The following is a 16,676-nucleotide window of genomic DNA, read 5'->3' on the forward strand; positions in this document are numbered from 1 at the left end:
CCTTAGATCGTCAGTTCTGGTGACACTGCTTTGGAAAGCAGATCACTCAAGTCATAGTTAATACTGGCCACGCCAAACTCGGGCTCAGTACTGAAAGGGTTGCGGATGTAGTGCGGGCCCTCAAAGCTGTCGCCATCGACAACCACAACGGCCAGCAGAAATTTATCCGTCTGGTTGAGGGCATAGATGATTTCATTGCGACTGACTGTGATGGTGCTTTGCCCTTTCGCGCGGCCTTTCACTTCAATATGTCGATCCGGCTTAATCGAGCCATCCGTGTTGGCCGGTGGGCGGGCAGTCACGTCCCAGCCGCATTTTTCAGCAGACATATCTTTCACCTGAAAACCAAAGCCCTGTTCCACAGCCATGACGGCGTTCATCGCTACCATCTCTACGCGTGCGCGGGCCTCGGCGTCCGCGCAGAAACTGGTCTCGCCTTTGCGTTGTGCCAACAGACCTTGCGGAATGACCAATGCGCCACCAATGACCACGGGCGTACTGGAGACTACGGCCTTCATAGCCTCCAGTTCCCGCTTGCGCTGGTTCAGGCGTTCAGTGAGTTCATCTACCCGGCGGCGCGCCATCTCAGGCTGCATGCGCGGTTGCTTACCGGCAGCGACGTCATCGCTGAGTTTGATGTAACGGTCGGACCAGTAGTTGATCTCCTTGACCAGCCGCTCATTGACCGCAGCCAGCACCTTATCGGCCTGATGTTCACAGCGGGCTTTTACCTCCTGGTAGTGTTCCGGCACCAGGTGTTGGGATGCATGGTTGAGCGCAAGACCTTCAAGGTCTGCGCTGATCCATGGGGCATTGAGAATGTCCTGCACCAGTTTCAGGTCGTAATCATCAATGGGCTGCAGGTCGAGGTGTGGTGCCCAGCCGGCATGAATAGCCTTGCCATGCTGGTCGATCTCGACGAACTGCAAGTGCCGGGAAGCGACTCTGGGCTTGTCGTGCTGACCATTGGCTGACGCTTCACGAACACTGTGATCCACCATAAACAGTATGCGTGGCTCTACGCCGTCATCATTGGGATCCACCAGCACTGCACCTTGCTTGAGCTTGCTGCGGTGTGCTGAGAGGATCAGGTCGGTGGTGGCATGCATCAGTGGATGGCCGGGGTGAATCAAGTCCGCCATTGGCTTGCCTTGGGTACGAACCAGGTCTTTCTCGAAGCAGATCCGTTCGTACTTCTTTAATACCGGCGTGCGGCTTTCACCAATGATCCGGTCACGCTCACGAATAGAGGCAGGCACATGCCGCACCTCGTATCGACCCGCCTCGCGGGGACGCATTTCGCCAGTGAGGTTCTGAAATGCCTCGGTGAAAAAGGCGCGGATAAAGTAGGGCTGCAGCTTGCGAGCCTCGGCTTTTTCCATCTCTTCTTTGACGGCATAAAGATCTTCCAGGCTCATATGCTGTTCGACGAGGGCATTGCGACGGAGGATGTCCTTCAGGTGTTCAGTATCCAGAGCCTTGCCAAAAAAACTTTCCTGATAGGCGTGTCGAGCCTCATCTGATTCGCTGGACCGGATGGCATCTACCAGTAGGTCCTTTAAAGATTTACCCTCAAATACTTCGCCCAGGATGTCGAAGACCTTACCGCCGAGGGCTTGTTTTTCGATCTCAATTTTGTCGAATAATCGCTGGAAGACCTCACCTTCTCTTGTTTCACTGGCGATCAGATTCCATAGGTGGCACACCTCTGTTTGACCAATGCGATGGATACGGCCAAAGCGCTGTTCCAGGCGGTTGGGGTTCCAGGGCAGATCGTAATTGACCATCAAGTTAGCGTTTTGCAGGTTCACACCTTCACCAGCGGCATCGGTGGCCACCAGCACCTGCACATCACGATTGTTACGAAATTCTTCCTGGGCCTTACGTCGATCGTCACGATTGACGCCACCGTGAATGGTGATAACCGCTTCGGGATTACCCAACATGCCGCGGATACGGCCAACCAGATAATTGAGGGTATCCTTGTGCTCGGTGAAGATGATCAGCTTGCGGCGGCTGCCGGACTCTGTGTACATCTCAGGCCGGTCCTGCAGCAGATGAGAAAGCTCTTCCCATTTTTTGTCATTGCCCGACTGCACGACTCCCAGCGCCTGGTGTTCCAGATCCTTCAGAATCAGAATTTCCGCTTCTAACTCAGGGATGGTTTCGGCCGCAGTGGCTTGGTCGACGACCTGGTCAGCATAGAGCTCATATTCTTCTGCGCTCAGCTCTTCGTCTAACTCATCGAAATTATCCGGCAGGTCGATCTGCCTTTTTACTGTGTATTCACCAAGGGTTTCTGCGACACCTTTCTGAACGCTGTGGCCACGAGCGACCAGCTTCATCTCATCCAAGCGAGATTCAAGACGTTTTCGCCGGCGCTTCAGCGATTGGTAGATCGCTTCTGGACTTGAGGCTAGGCGTCGCTGAAGTTGCGTGAGTGCAAAGCCGACCGTACCCCGGCGCTTACCATCCAGATTGTCGGCACGGTTCATCTCATTGCGGACGTAGTCGGTTACGGCGGCGTACAAGGCTGCCTCTGCATCGGACAGTTCATAGTTGGCACTGTAGGCACGGCGTTCAGGAAACAGTGGGGTGCCGTCGAATTTGAGCAGCTCCTCCTTCACCATGCGGCGCATCATGTCAGAGACATCCACCTTGTGCGCGCCTTCGCGAAACTTGCCGTAGAAGCGATCGCCATCCAGCAGCGAGAGCCAGATCTGGAAGTCTTCTTCCTTGCCGTTGTGCGGCGTGGCTGTCATTAACAGAAAGTGGCGGGTGATAGACCCGAGCAACTCACCCAGTAAAAAGCGCTTGGTCTTGTTGACCTTGTTGCCGAAGTAATTGGCCGAGAGCTTGTGGGCCTCGTCAACGATAATGAGATCCCACTCAGTGTTCTTCAGCTTTTCCTGATACTCCTCATTACGCGATAGCTGGTCCAGGCGGCAGAGGAGTTGATTCTGTTCGTCGAAGTAGTTGCCGGATGCACACTGTTCCTGCTTCTCACGGCTGAAGATCTCGAACTGAACGCCGAATTTCTCCAGCAATTCGTCCTGCCACTGCTCGGTGAGACCGCCGGGAGAGACGATCAGGATGCGTTTGGCATCGGCCCGCAGCAACAGTTCGCGGATCAGTAAGCCAGCCATAATGGTCTTGCCGGCGCCGGGATCATCAGCCAGCACGAACCGCAGTGGCTGCCGGGGTAGCATGGCTTCGTAGACCGCAGAGATTTGGTGTGGCAGCGGCTCTACGTTAGAGGTGTGTACCGCCATCATAGGGTCAAACAGGGCGGCCTGGGAGATACGGTACGCCTCAAGTCCGAGTTTGAAATCTTCACCTGGCGCATCGAAGGCCCATGGTCGACCAGCCTGCGCCAGCTCAAGCCGTGCTTCGTCGGAGCGAAAGAGCATTTGTTCGTTAAGGCGACCCTGGCTATCTTTGTAGTAGACGGTCAAAGCGTCATTGCCGACCGGCTCCACCTGTACCACGCGGACGATTTCATCAGCCTGGATGCCACGCACCTGGGCATCTTTTGTTACGTCCTCTAGCTTCAGCATTATTTCGAGCTCCAACAGACAAGTTACAAGTAGTGAGGACCTTTAAGTGCCTTCTCTCGTAACCATCCGAGACGTTATTGAATGCGGAAAACCCAAGACCTTGAGAAGGTATCTATTGGGTGGTTCTCCACTAAGTGAATTGGTCAAAGTCAATACGTCCTGCACTGAGTCGCTTATTTCCAAAAAACTTTATGGTGACATCATGCATGCCTTTCGGTAGTGACCCATGCGTAAGACAGTATTCTTCCAACCATCTTCTTACTTGATCTCGCTTTGACGGGCTAGTGAAACCGCCACCTCTAATCCTCCGATCATCGAAGTTACGCGCGATTGCATCTATAGAAACAGAAAATGGCTCAAGCATTCTGGATCTCTGCATGCTTTTCCTCTCTTCCAAATCGCACACCTCTTCCTCAATCTTCTGTAACACCTCTTGTATGTCTAACACGCCATCTGACCCGTAATTTGCAACTATGCTGCTCAAAGTTGTCGGTGCACTTACGCTATTTAGCAATTCAATTAATTCAAATATTGGTGTGTCTTCAAGAGAGTGCAGAGCCAAAGCTACCTGATCACCCCACTTTTCAAGGTCATCATCAGACTGTTCGGAAATCCACAACGCAATATCCCGCGCCTCGAGTACCCAAGCGCACCTTAAAGCGGTAGCCTGCGCGCCGGCGGCACCTGTAACTTCTATAGATTCAAAACACCCTTCTTCAACCCAGCCCTCATCAAGGTCAACTAATACGGCCACAAGCTCCCTCCAAGTTGCGGGCACTCCTATCCGGGCAACTTCGCGGCCGCCTGGATAATACATCTCTGACCACAGATTGACGCTAAACGAATTTGTATTGAAGGGGGCTAGGGATACAGAGCTGCTATCAGGTACGGTCCCGTAGTCATAGAGACGAACGGACAGTCCTTCTTTAACTTCAGATTTCATACGATACCTTTTGAATTTGAAGAGATTCTTACTTCGAAAATTTCCGAGCCTTCACCTCAACAAGGTAAACCTCTTTTATTCGCGTCCCGTCTAATCTTGGTCTCCCTCATCTAAATCCCTGAACTTCTGGGCCATAGTGGGGTTTTTACGAGTTAATTTTTTAATGGTTACGTCTTGAGCCTTATTGTTCGCGAGACGAAGATTTCTATCCGTACTGAGAAGTGCGTCTTTCGTTTTTTGCAAGTGATCTATCGACTTATCAATCTCATCAATTGCCAATTGGAATTTTCGCGAAGCCAGATCATAATTCTTCGAAAATGCTGATTTGAATGCCTCCAAATCATTCTCGAAGTTAGTTATATCTATATTTTGCTCCTTAACTAGGGCCAGCTCGTTCTTGTATTGCAGTGCACCTGTCGCGGCATTTCGGAGTAGCGTTATTATGGGGATAAAGAATTGCGGCCTAACCACATACATTTTTGGGTACCGATGAGAAACGTCGACGATACCGGTGTTATACAGCTCGCTATCCGACTCCAGCAGTGAGACGAGGATAGCGTATTCACATTCTTTCTCCGTGCGATCTTTATCCAGCTCCTTAAAAAAGTCCTCGTTCTTTTTCTTGGTCGCAGTCGTATCATTCTCGTTCTTCATCTCAAAGGCAATTGAGACGATTTCGGTATTGTTCTCATCTATATCTCGAAAGATGTAATCAGCCTTGCTCCCGGTTCGAGCATCGTTGTCTTTCTCAAAGTAGGCACGAGGGAACGCGGTAGAACGAATACGATTGAATTCAGTCTCGCAATGCTGTTCGAGCGTCTCACCCACCATTTTGGTCGAAAGCTTTGCTTTAAGATCCTTCAAACGCTCGATCGCATCATCCCGATCTTTTAGCTGAGTCTCGTATTTATCCTTCAGTGACTGCTCGGACAGATTATGCTGTAGCTTAGCGTTATCAAGTTGACTAGCAAGTGCATCTCGCTCCTTTTCTACCTCATTGAGCGCAGTAGCCAGAGTCAATTTACTTTCAGTTGCGCTGGCACTCACCTTGGCTTCAAGCTGCTGGATTCTCCGATCTTTCTCAGCAGCCAGGGCATCTCTCTCTTGCTCTACCTTCCTCAAGGCTTCGGCGATCGCCAACTGCTGCTGAACATTTCCAGACTCTAACTGTGATTTGAGCTGCTGAATGACCTGGTCTTTCTCGGAAGTAAGTTCCTGCTTTTCTGCTAATGCCTGCGACTGAGCTAGCTGAAGAGCTGCATCTTTATCGCGTTCAGCTAACACCAAGCGTTCAGTTACCTGCTTATCAAACTCAGTATCGTGCACCTGCTTAATGATATCGGCGTAACCAGCCTCATCAATCTTGAAGGCCGTTTTACAATTTGGACAAATTATTTCATTCATTCAGAAATATACCTTGAAATGCTTTAGAGCCAGCTGAATTTACCGGTGGTTCGTTTCATTCAGACCGACATAAGGTTCATAGCTGGGGGAAATTACCTTTGCAGGGTATAGATCAGCCCGCCGCTCCAAGACGTGTTTCGTACGCGCCACCAAACTGCCGACAAACCTCACTCCCCTACTAGCTGACCGAATTGTCATATTCGCCTTGCATCCAACCCCCCCACTCACGTCCATTTGGGCACAGGCAAATAGAGCGCAGCCTTCATTGTGCACAGGCGTCCGCAAAGTCTTCTCTACAGTAGATATCCACCTCGCAGCACCGGCACCTCCAGGAGGGCATCGGCGGCTCCATTAGGCATCCACCCAAGATGATCTCTCCGAGTCTCAGCTTCTCTTGAATATCGGCGCGAAGCTTCCCGCTTGCATCCATAGGCGGTAATCCATGGAGATAGCTCGCGATATCATCGCTCGCGCAGCATGGGCAAGTTGAACCAGCAGGATGCAAAGCGCTTACCACTTTGAGAGGTGGCTGCAGTTCCGCCGGACCAAGGAGCGTTTCTTCTTGCAATATCTCCGCCTTCAATGAGCTCGGCAGTACCGGAAACAATATTTTCGCCGCCAAGTTCACTTATGATCACCGTTAAAAAACTCTATTAAAGGCTGTGAGCACCTGCATTGGCTTCCGCTCACTGTATCTCCTGCTATCACTTCTGAAGCTTGGCACACAATCAAACGTCTAACCCCAAGTTCCCACCCGCCACAACCGAGATCAAGGTGCGATAACCGAATCTGTGGGGATTTTCCTTAGTCAATTAGAAAATACCCGGATCCTGCCTGCGAAAGTTGTGAGTAGGTACTCATGCAACAACCGGACTCGGGTAATGCCATACGATTCATTCTGAATTTGATCTGAGCCACGCTTCCAAGGCAGACATAGTCGCCTTCGAAGGGTCAGCATTTCTTTTTGCCCGTACATCGTCGATCACCCACCCCACCGAGGGCTTTTTCATCACCCCAATGGTTACCGGCTCTTCAAATAACCCGCTGTAGACATAGTAGTTACCCTCCAGAACAGTGCGGATATACGTGGCAATACAGTGCTTCATTCGATGCCCCTCGCTGATAATGTCCTGTTGCGTGGTTAGAGGGACGATCGCGTCTGTACCGTGAATGGGCGCTTCTGGCAGCGGTAAGGCATTACCCTTCTCATCTCTGCGCAGTAGCTTTAAGTCGGGTTGTCGGTTCAGTGCTTCAACCAGTCTTTCGTGCAGCCTCGACACCTCATCGAGAGATTTGCACCGTTTCAGTGGCTCCAGGTCATCCAGCAAAGCGATGGTGTCGTTGAAGTTCCGGCGAATCCGTGGCTCTGACAGGTGTTGAAGGATGGCGCGAGCCTGGCATCCCGCTACCCACGGGTAGTCGTACATCGCTTTTACTTCAGAAAACCGAATCGCCGCAGCGTGGGATAGGTATTTCCGGCTGTCAGCGTTGCGTAACACCACCGCATACATCCGGATCGCGTCGACGGTACTTAGGGCGCCCGCTGCTTTTTGGAGTAGCCTTGCGGTGCTTCTGCCCCCTATGAGGCCTATATGTGCCACCAAGTCGCGCTGTGGCCTTGAGACAAGATCAATCCAGTGCTCGCGACCCACTGCGCTGGACTCGCTCCGGTAAAGCAGCCAGAGCAACAGGGGGTTGGAAATTAACAGATCCGATGACTGGGAACATTCTGCGCATAACCCAAGAATGCCCAGTTTGTCGGCAGGCAAGCAGTCGACTGCCTTCAGAATCTGTTCGGGAATCGTCGACTTCCAAGCCCTGATACCCTCATCTTCGGCCAGGAGAATCCAGTCGCCCACCGCGGTCAAATCCAATTGAGCGTAGTCGCCATCGGAGATAGAGGCTGCCCAGAGCCCTGAGTCCCAGCCGCCAATCTGCAACTCACAGTCGTAATCCAGCAGGTACGACCAGTCGACGGACAACCACCCGTGTTTGCTGTCCCAGGCTATGCCATTTTGGACGCTTACTTGGCCAGTCGCGCAGGTCGGGGTCATAGTATCCCGCTGAATGCCGGTTACTTGCTTCTGCAAAACGGCATCGGCGTCAGTCGTGTGAGACATCTCCCCTATCACTCGCCAATGATTTCCAGACCGCGGCCGTAGGGATTTGTCGGACTGTCGGCTGAATAAGGGTTACCCGCACCGTAGGGGTTGTTGATCGAGTCACTCGAGTACGGACTGCCGTAGCGGCCGTAAGGGTTGCTCACCGAATCTGCCTCGTAGGGGTTGGTGCTCAATCGTCCCCGGTAGTTACCCTGGCTGTCCTGGAGCTTGGGGGCCTGCGTCGCATAGGGGTTGGTTGCTGATTTATTGCTGTACTGGCTTCCATACTCACCGTAAGGGTTGTTGATGCTATTTGACCTGTACGGGCTTCCTGCGCCGTAGGGATTACTCGTTGAATCGGTGGCGTAGGGATTGGCGCTCAATGAGCCCAATGACTCCTGGGCGCTCGGTGAATGGCTCCATAGACCCAGTATCAGGCAAATAAATGCCGTTCTTTTGGTTTGCCCTTCATTTGTATTTTTCATCGTCATACCTCTACGGCTTTATCTAGCCTTTGCTGAAACAGCTTGAATCGGAGGTTAAGCGTAGAGGGCCCATCGAATTTCACCATCGTGTATGGATTAACATGTCGCATGAGTAGGCTCGCCCAGACGTCACACCGGCCAAAAGTGTGATCTGACTCACAAAAATGGCTTTTCATGGTCCTTAACTTTGCCCGCAGGCCCCCAGGGCACCTTTGGAAGATACGAAATCTAGGTGGAAGGTATATAGGACGTCTGAGCGACATATTCGCTAAATCAACCCGCCGGCGATCCCACCGTCAACGTTGTTGCCGCCAGGAGATCGACCAATATCACCTGTCTTCCACAGCCTATTTCCCGCATTTTGGTCCGTAGCTGATGGGTGAATATGTCAGGGGACAACACAGCCTCAAAGCGAAAAATACGCTCAGGTGTAAACTGCACCATCGTCATTTGATTTCGATCGACGGGGATACTTCTCTGGATGGCATACCCAAACTTGAAGGCCATTGTCCCATCAGGCCAATGTGGTACGACTATGAGATACGGACGTGTGTTTGGATTTTCACTATGCATAACAGCCTCCAACCCCAAAGCATGATAGGTCGCTGAACACCGGGGTAGAGGTGGATGCGACGGTTTAGCGAGTATTTTTGAATCGCCCTGCAAGTGTCAGAAATCGGCGATGTATGAATCGTAGTGCGTCAGATTACGTCTGGCAATAGCTAGGCTCCAGACCTGTAGCGTTCATAGGCAGGTGAGTCAAACTCTGCCCAGTCTTGCCCATTGTCAGGAACTGATGAGGCACCATCTTTCGCCCGCCGTTGCTGACGAGTCTCTCCGAATACCTTTAAATGGGCAGCATCAATGGTGGTTTGTACTTGCCGACCGTCGACCAGTGCCAGCAATCGCCCCGCCTCAACGAAGCCCTTCACTCTCGATTGGAATAGCTCATATTCGCTTCCCGGGACGCCGGACTTCTTGAGCTCGTACAGCTCTTGAGTCAGCAAAGATAAGCGATTGAGGAATTTTTCTTCCGGTTGCGTCATATGACCCCTCGAAAATATGGCGTTTTCTTCTCACCCCATTTGGCCACGCTTGATGATACTGGCGCAAGAAAACTCTATAGAAACTGCTGGAATCCCCCGCTTACGTCGAGTTAGCCTGCGGATATCCTGCAAGGATAGAGGTCGGTATGGGACAGTATGACGAACTGAAGGTAAGGCATCGTGCTGAGCGGGATGGGTGGCCCAATAATCTAAGTCTACGCGTACATCGCTCGCTGAGCTGGGTCAGACGCGCCGAGCTTTGTGACGATCTGGACGGGCGCTTCATATTTCTTTGGGTGGCTTTTAACGCTGCCTATGCACAGGAACTATCAGAATTTGGGCATGGGCACGAACAAGCAAAATCTGGTGCTTTTATCTCCAAACTCGCAGACCTCGACAAGAATCGTTTGCTCTACCAATTAGTCTGGCAAGAATTCTCCGCGTCAATAAGAGTATTGCTGGCTAACCAATACGTTTTTGCACCCTTCTGGGAGTTTCAGCGTGGCCAGGCAACGCAGGCGCAATGGGAAGAGGCATTCAAGTCCGCAAATCGCGGTGCAAACCAGGCTCTTGCAGCGGGTCATACGGGCCGGATCATCAGTATCATACTGTCGCGACTATATACCCTCCGGTGCCAACTCGTGCATGGTGGCGCCACCTGGGACTCGTCAGTCAATCGAGATCAGCTGCGGGACAGTACTGCCTTTCTAAGTAAGCTGGTCCCGATAGTTATTGAATTGATGATGGACAACCCAGATACGCTGTGGGGCGATCCCTCATTTCCGGTGGTTTCCATGTAGGAATGGGAGCCATGCAATGTGCTGTGCCAGCCTCTAGGTTTCTAGTCCGTCAGCTCACCCGCCATTGCCAAACCGGAGTAATCAACCGTAGCGCGCATTTTTGGAGCTATAGAACCTTAAGGCCTGCTATTTTTGGGGGCCGCAAAACCACCGACCGACGGCAGCTAAACTGATGGCAAGACATCGTGGAACATACAATCCAGAAAGTGGCAGTCCGTACGAGATTTCTCGTGGAAAGCTTGAGAGCTTCCTTAAATGCGAAGCGTGTTTTTGGCTGGATCGAGTGAAGGGCGTTAAATTCCCTTCGATACCTGGGTTTTTACTGAACACCAATACCGACACACTCCTGAAAAAAGACTTCGACCGCTTGAGAGGACTAGGACCCCACCCAGTGATGGAAATGGCGGGCTTGTCGCATCTTCGTCCGTTCGACCATGAAGATATTGAAAAATGGGAGAGCTCTCTTCATTTCGGCTCAAGCCCAAATCATTTTTGCATTATTCACCAAGAGACAAATCTGCTCTTTGGGGGCGGCCTAGATGATGTCTGGGAGGACATAAATACCGGCAACCTCCACATTGTGGACTATAAGAGCACAGCTCAGATGAGCAAATCTCCTAAGCCACTGGATGATTCATTTATCGCAGCTCCCGAAGACCCGAAAAAACCCGACTACAAGGGCGCGTATCGGCGGCAAATGGAAATGTACCAATGGATCGCCCGGCGCAAGGGCTTTTCGGTCAGTGACATTGGATACTTCGTCTACGTCGATGGGCAGCATGCTGAAGAACCCGGCATGCTTGATCCTTCGAACGCTCAACAAGCTTGGATGCGATTCAATGTGGCGGTGATACCTTATCAAGGCGATGATTCTTGGGTTGAAAAAACCTTGTTCGAGGCGAAAAATACCCTCGAAAAAACCACTTGCCCTGAACACAGCCCTCAGTGCGAGTACGGTAGATTTCTAGTCCAAGCTAATGCGGCTGCAAGCACCGATCTTCTCCGATGACCTGAGTCGCAAATGTGGGTGCTACCGGCTGTTTGTTACTACTCGGCTGCCCTTCCTAATCCATAGCCACCATCTATGTCGCTTCACCAACAAGGTTGACCTGTGTATTTAAACCAAGCACTGCAATTGAACTAATCCACACAAGAGGCGTCCTACTGAAAACTCGTACGGAATCACTGTGAATGATGAAGCAACTTTACTTTCTCACGTGCATTCTACTGACACCTACCGCTGACGCCGAGTGCCCGACAGAAGAGATAGCAGCTCAACTGCAGGAGTCCGGACTCTACAATCGTCCATTCGACGAGGAATCTTGGCATGTTGGCGACTCCAGCAACCTACTTTACATGAGGCTAGATCCTGAAGAAGGAGATATCGTCTGGACGGGTGTCGTTGAGAGGAAGACACAGGCTGGCATAGCTTGGATAAACGACAAGAACCTGAAGTGGCGCTATGCGCAAGTAGCTATCGATCAAGACCTAGACTTGATCGCTTCTTTTGCCGTGCCCCACTGGCAGGAAGGCTGTCCACCTGATGCCATAGAAAACTCAGAGTTTTTTCTTCACGTCCTTGGCGAACTGAAATCTTCCTTACAAGCGTACGAAGTCTCTGCTCCTGACTCTCAGTCGGGCATAGAGCGTTCCATAATGTCGCATGCAGCGGAACAAGAAACGCGTCTATAGTGCATTGATAAATAGATTTCGGATGGCTCTGTCTGTCCACTTCTACCAATCAGAGCTGGCCGATAGCTTTTATACGCGACTCTCTGGTCGATGGCCGGATGCTGCGGGCCTTGAATCTGCTGGATGACTACAATCGAGAAGGTGTGGGCATCGAGATCACTCACGCCATTCCCTGAAGACGCATTGTTACTGCCTCAAACTCTCTCTGCAGCTCACGATTTTCGAAGGGGACAAGGTTCGAATCAGTTAACCACTACACTTTGTGCCCGCATCCACTTGCTTCAACCCCCAATGATCTGGCTTTCCGTAAATCGTGACTTCTTCACCGCAGCTCCCTATGCTTATTGTCACAGAAAACTCCAATTAACGATGTCTCAGCTTAGGGAAAGTGGGCACCATTAAACAGCCCATCAGGCCACTTGCATGCAGGGCAGTAAATGGATGTTCGTAAATCGTGACTTCTTCATCGCCGCCCACTGTGCCCGTGGTCACAGAAAACTCCAGTTAACGACGTCGCAGATTAGGTCAAGTGAACAAGTCTGCGGCTTCGTCCCGAGAAAATTAACGATTCCGCCCGAGCTGCACTTTTACCGAGCTTTCTTCGATCGAGAGATTGACCGTAGTGAGGCTAATTGCCGTCAGCCGAAAAGATAGGCAGTAATTCCTGTAGCCGCTGCGGCTTGTACCACCGTGCTGATGCTTCGCTTGCCCGCATCGCTAAGGCTTGAGTCGCCGTTCAGCATCGATATTGCCTCTCTACCAGCACTGACCAAGCCCGCCAACTCCGCTGATTCTGTAACTCGGTCGGTAATAGTATTATCGGCCACTGCGTCGAATACGTTGCCGGTGGTTTCGCTCAATCCACTATTTGAAAACCCGCTGGAGTCTACCTCTGAAACTGCTGCTGCCACCTCGCTAGTCGCCAGAACTTCGATATCTGGATACCGCTCTAGATGTTCTCGCACATAACCGCCGCTACCAGTAGCTTTAAGTTGATACTCTTCGATAACTTCATGGCTATCACTGGAGCGTATTTGCACATCCGCGCCTCGGTGTACCGTCGATTCATGCAGGACTGCATAGGTATCGGTGTGGATCGCATTGTATTCTTCAATCCAACGCATTTCGTGGTAGATACCCTTGACGCTGTTTGCGACGCCTCGCAGTTGTTCTGGGGTCAATGAGCTCAAGTAATTTGCGAGGTCATTCTCGGACGCGTCATGCAGTGAGTTCGTGGATCTACGAAGCGCATCGAGCACGAGTGCTTCCTCACGCGTGTCATCAAGAGCCGTGTTTGTGAATAGCGCGTAAAAGATACCAGCTATTAGCGCTTCGGCGCTTATAGGGGCGCTTTTGGAGTAATGTCTGAAACCGTCGATAACGGTAGGCTTAAAATCCTTGAGTACATGTTGTCGATACGCAATGGCATTTTTGGTGTCGAGTCGCGAGCAAATCACGTCTGCGTGCTGCACGAGATAATCATGGAATGGCATTAATGATTGCTCAAGAAACAGCGCACTATCTTCAGACGTTAGTTCGATAGGATCACTATTAAGTTGCTCTTGAATGGCGGTCAGCAGCAGTCCTGCTGTACTAACTAGTTGCTTATCTTCGTCCGGTAGTGAATCGAAATCTCTGGCGGTGGACGCAAGAAGTTTGTAAGCCCCAATACCAATCAATATGCCAACTCCAGACATTACTAGTGCGCCAGCCGCCATCCCGCCCCCGACGACACTGCCGATGGAGGCTAGGGTCGCGCTCGTTGCTGCGGCTCCTGATAGGCTAGCAATAGCTGTGCCTGTGCTGGCGGTGCCGAACGTGCTGACTAAACCAAACAGCGTCATCGTTCCGGCAAGCCCTGCGATCTTTGCGGATAGCAGGCTGCTAAATTCACTAAGCCAACCTGCAGCTTCTCGGTAGCTCACTTGTAAAATGCAAGCAGTGATGTAGGTTAGCTCTTTGCGTGTGTTCTCCAAGAGCTCACGCGCATCTTCAGGCTCAAAATAGGGTTTGAAGTGATATCTCGCTGTCCCATAGGCATCACCGGTCTTTCTTCCCACGTTTATAGCGGCTTCCGAAATCCCTCGGTCGTCTAAATATTTTTTTGCCGGTTCAGCGATACCTTGGGCAACTGAATGCTTCACAGACTTTGCGGTTCTCGAAACATTAAAATTTTCATCTGCCTCAACTGCTTTTGTGCGAGCGTACTTAAAGGCCTCGCTAGCACTATCAAACGCAGGCTTGACGACATCGGCTAGCCCTAGGTTTTGATACGTTTCGGTAGCTGCCTTTGTAGTGGTTGAGGCAGCAAGCGAAGCTTTTTGGGGCAAACCACTCTCTCTAATTTTAAGTGTCGCTGATCTGGACTTGTCGCGAAGTAGCCTTTGAAATTTTCGAAATTCATTGTCTTTTTTACTCATCTATCGTGTCTGCCATACTGGTCATCTCTGAAATGGGTTTTTTAGACAAACTCCGAGGTAAGGTGTGGTGCAGGGCAAAAACTTCTGCGCCTGAAACACGCGAGGCCCCACTAATGAGAAAGTGGAGATTACCTTCGACTCTAACCAGTCGGATCGGAAGATACTCATTGAGCCTCGATATAAATGGTTTGTTGGAGTTAAAAACTGCGAATATCCCCTATGGCCATTATGAGCACATCGGAAAAGTCGCTGCCAAGGGAAAAGCAGCTCGCTTTCTTTAAAGACTTTCTTGTCGTCTCTCATGCCCTCACCAACTGCAAAAGCCGCTCAAATCGATAATTCGTCGCCCGTCTCTCGGAGGCTAATCGAACCCTTCGCCAATATTCAATGGGGCTCCCCTTTCTGCGCGGGCCGCACCTCTTCGTCTTCACTTTATCTTGAATATCGTCGGGATATCGCGATAACGCTTCTTTGAACAAGTCAACGACCTTTGACCCAAATGCAAAGCGCGGATTGATCTCGTAAGCCCTGGTCCGTCCAACGTCTTGGGCTACCAAAAGTCCATCGCGCTCCATTCTTCCCATAACCCTTTGCACCTGGTTCGGAGCGACATCAAGGGTGCGTGCGATTTCAGCTGGATAGCCCCGCTCTCGCTCCGAAGTGAAAAGCAAAACACGCTCAGCAGTAGACGATCCTACCAATGCCTCCAACATCTCAAACTCCGGATTAATCAAACAGACACGTCATACATTAAATGTACTATGTAGTGCACTAACTGTTTTATTCGGCTTCGGTGAAAGATGTAGAAAAAAGTCTTCCCAAAATAATAAATAATGCTACATTAATAGCGTCCAAACGTGTCTGGTGGTGGCCGGTATCCCTTGACATGGTAGAGGTCGGCGGTTCGAATCCGCCTGGTCCTACCAAACGATAAAACCCTCGCCAACGGCGGGGGTTTTTCGTTTGTGGGCTGGGCCGGATGAGACCGGCGACTGCGGTTCGACAAAATGCGCCCAAAGAAGCATTTTGGTCGCCAGAGCGAAGCGATGGCGCCCCGTAGGGGTGAGAGCGCGCGAGGCAAGCGCGCTCGAAACCATCCGCCTGGTCCTACCAAACGATAAAACCCTCGCCAACGGCGGGGGTTTTTCGTTTGTGGGCTGGGCCGGATGAGACTGGCGACTGCGGTTCGACAAACGCGACCACAGGAGCGTTTGGCCCAACGGCGCGAAGCGACGGTGCCCGAAGGGTAAAAGCTCCGGAGGCAACGGTGCTTTTAGGCTATCCGCCTGGTCCTACCAAACGTGACGCAGCGCCAGGAGTTGTTTTAACCGATATCTCATATCCTCCCCGGAAAGCATCGCACTCGCTCCGAATACGTAGACCGTCGAATCTGATGTGCCACAAAGCTCTTATTGCTCGCTTTGGACCTGGCGCTACTCAATCTGCTGCGTCAATTTGGACCGTTCCGCAAGATGGAGATCCAAGGCGGAACCGCGATGCAATCACAAGACTGGCAAAGCTCTGCCAGCACCCCCTACGAACGCCATCGGCCCGAGCGGACCCTGCTTTACCGGCTCGTCGAAACACACTACCCCACCCTAGTAGACCAACTGGCCCAGCAAGAACAGGAAGCACCGACTCGGCCATTGCTGGTGCCACCGACCAGGGCGCCACCTGGGACAAGGTGAATCGATGCGCAGCATCAAGAGAAGGTGCGTGGGGTACATTGCCTCTTTTCGCTGGGAAGGATTCCAGACCAACAGCACCCCACTAGCAAGGAAGCAAGGGAAACCGCGGGGCACGAGCGGTTGCGCGCGCTCGTTCAGGATTGACCGGATAGGAATAACATGCCCAACGCCGCGAACAGGATTTTCGGGTCAATAGATGGAAACTTCGACAGGTCTGCAGGTCCTGTCAATTCAATCAGTGAGGATGTCTGCTCTCGATAGGCCGTTAATACTTCCTATCCTTCAATACGACCTGATGACACTGGAGTCAGTATTCACCCACTTCAATCCGACAGATTTCCTCGCGACGTTACAAATACTCCGACGCTACGCAGCGCCGGAGGCACGTATGCTGTTCATGTGTTTTATTGACAACGACCTGCCGCAGGACTTTGTCGATCAGGTGCCGGACAGACCGCTTCTGAAAGCCTATTGCCGAGAACGATAAATCCGCGAAATGCTGGAGGCCGGCGACTGGAAGGTTGTTTCCTTCCACCGTC

The 16,676-nt window shown here is 51.5% G+C and carries 11 protein-coding genes; 4 read left to right on the top strand and 7 right to left on the bottom strand.

All coding sequences use genetic code 11. From position 1 onward, the window contains the following. Nucleotides 1-2 precede the first annotated feature (2 nt). The 6 genes from NOR51B_RS03445 to NOR51B_RS03475 form a co-directional block, all read right to left on the bottom strand. Nucleotides 3-3,557, bottom strand: coding sequence for a helicase-related protein (locus NOR51B_RS03445; RefSeq protein WP_009020493.1), 3,555 nt, complete (start codon nt 3,555-3,557; stop codon nt 3-5). Nucleotides 3,558-3,687: 130 nt separating this feature from the next. Then, a complete protein-coding gene (locus tag NOR51B_RS03450; RefSeq protein WP_154647586.1) occupies nt 3,688-4,500 on the bottom strand; it encodes a hypothetical protein in 813 nt (270 codons plus the stop codon). A 90-nt stretch (nt 4,501-4,590) separates the two neighbouring features. Next, nucleotides 4,591-5,904 (bottom strand): DUF2130 domain-containing protein, encoded by a 1,314-nt coding sequence (locus tag NOR51B_RS03455; RefSeq protein ID WP_009021427.1) that lies wholly within the window; start codon nt 5,902-5,904, stop codon nt 4,591-4,593. An 893-nt stretch (nt 5,905-6,797) separates the two neighbouring features. Next, nucleotides 6,798-8,024 carry a PcfJ domain-containing protein gene (locus NOR51B_RS03460; protein ID WP_009021588.1) on the bottom strand — a complete coding sequence of 409 codons (1,227 nt, stop codon included), beginning with the start codon at nt 8,022-8,024 and terminating at the stop codon, nt 6,798-6,800. Nucleotides 8,025-8,032: 8 nt separating this feature from the next. Next, complete coding sequence (locus NOR51B_RS03465; protein WP_154647587.1) at nt 8,033-8,491, bottom strand: hypothetical protein; 459 nt, start codon at nt 8,489-8,491, stop codon at nt 8,033-8,035. Between the two features lie 722 nt (nt 8,492-9,213). Beyond that, nucleotides 9,214-9,537, bottom strand: coding sequence for a hypothetical protein (locus tag NOR51B_RS03475; protein WP_009020400.1), 324 nt, complete (start codon nt 9,535-9,537; stop codon nt 9,214-9,216). 146 nt (nt 9,538-9,683) lie between these two features. On the opposite strand from NOR51B_RS03475, the gene NOR51B_RS03480 reads away from it, so the two are divergent. From NOR51B_RS03480 to NOR51B_RS03490, 3 genes are all read left to right on the top strand, one after another. Beyond that, on the top strand, nt 9,684-10,337 hold the full coding sequence (locus NOR51B_RS03480; protein WP_009018981.1) for a HEPN domain-containing protein: 654 nt from the start codon (nt 9,684-9,686) through the stop codon (nt 10,335-10,337). 172 nt (nt 10,338-10,509) lie between these two features. Further along, the gene (locus NOR51B_RS03485) at nt 10,510-11,346 is read left to right on the top strand and encodes a hypothetical protein (protein WP_040481720.1); all 837 of its coding nucleotides are present in this window, start codon (nt 10,510-10,512) and stop codon (nt 11,344-11,346) included. Between the two features lie 182 nt (nt 11,347-11,528). Continuing rightward, entirely contained in the window at nt 11,529-12,029 is a 501-nt protein-coding gene (locus NOR51B_RS03490) for a hypothetical protein (RefSeq protein ID WP_040481723.1), read from the top strand. 638 nt (nt 12,030-12,667) lie between these two features. Here NOR51B_RS03490 and NOR51B_RS03495 read toward each other — a convergent pair. Beyond that, on the bottom strand, nt 12,668-14,449 hold the full coding sequence (locus NOR51B_RS03495; RefSeq protein WP_009019637.1) for a hypothetical protein: 1,782 nt from the start codon (nt 14,447-14,449) through the stop codon (nt 12,668-12,670). A gap of 1,983 nt (nt 14,450-16,432) precedes the next feature. On the opposite strand from NOR51B_RS03495, the gene NOR51B_RS03505 reads away from it, so the two are divergent. Then, on the top strand, nt 16,433-16,624 hold the full coding sequence (locus NOR51B_RS03505; protein WP_009021225.1) for a hypothetical protein: 192 nt from the start codon (nt 16,433-16,435) through the stop codon (nt 16,622-16,624). The last annotated feature ends 52 nt before the right edge of the window (nt 16,625-16,676 follow it).

Origin of the sequence: Luminiphilus syltensis NOR5-1B (assembly GCF_000158175.1) — a bacterium.
Taxonomy (GTDB): domain Bacteria; phylum Pseudomonadota; class Gammaproteobacteria; order Pseudomonadales; family Halieaceae; genus Luminiphilus; species Luminiphilus syltensis.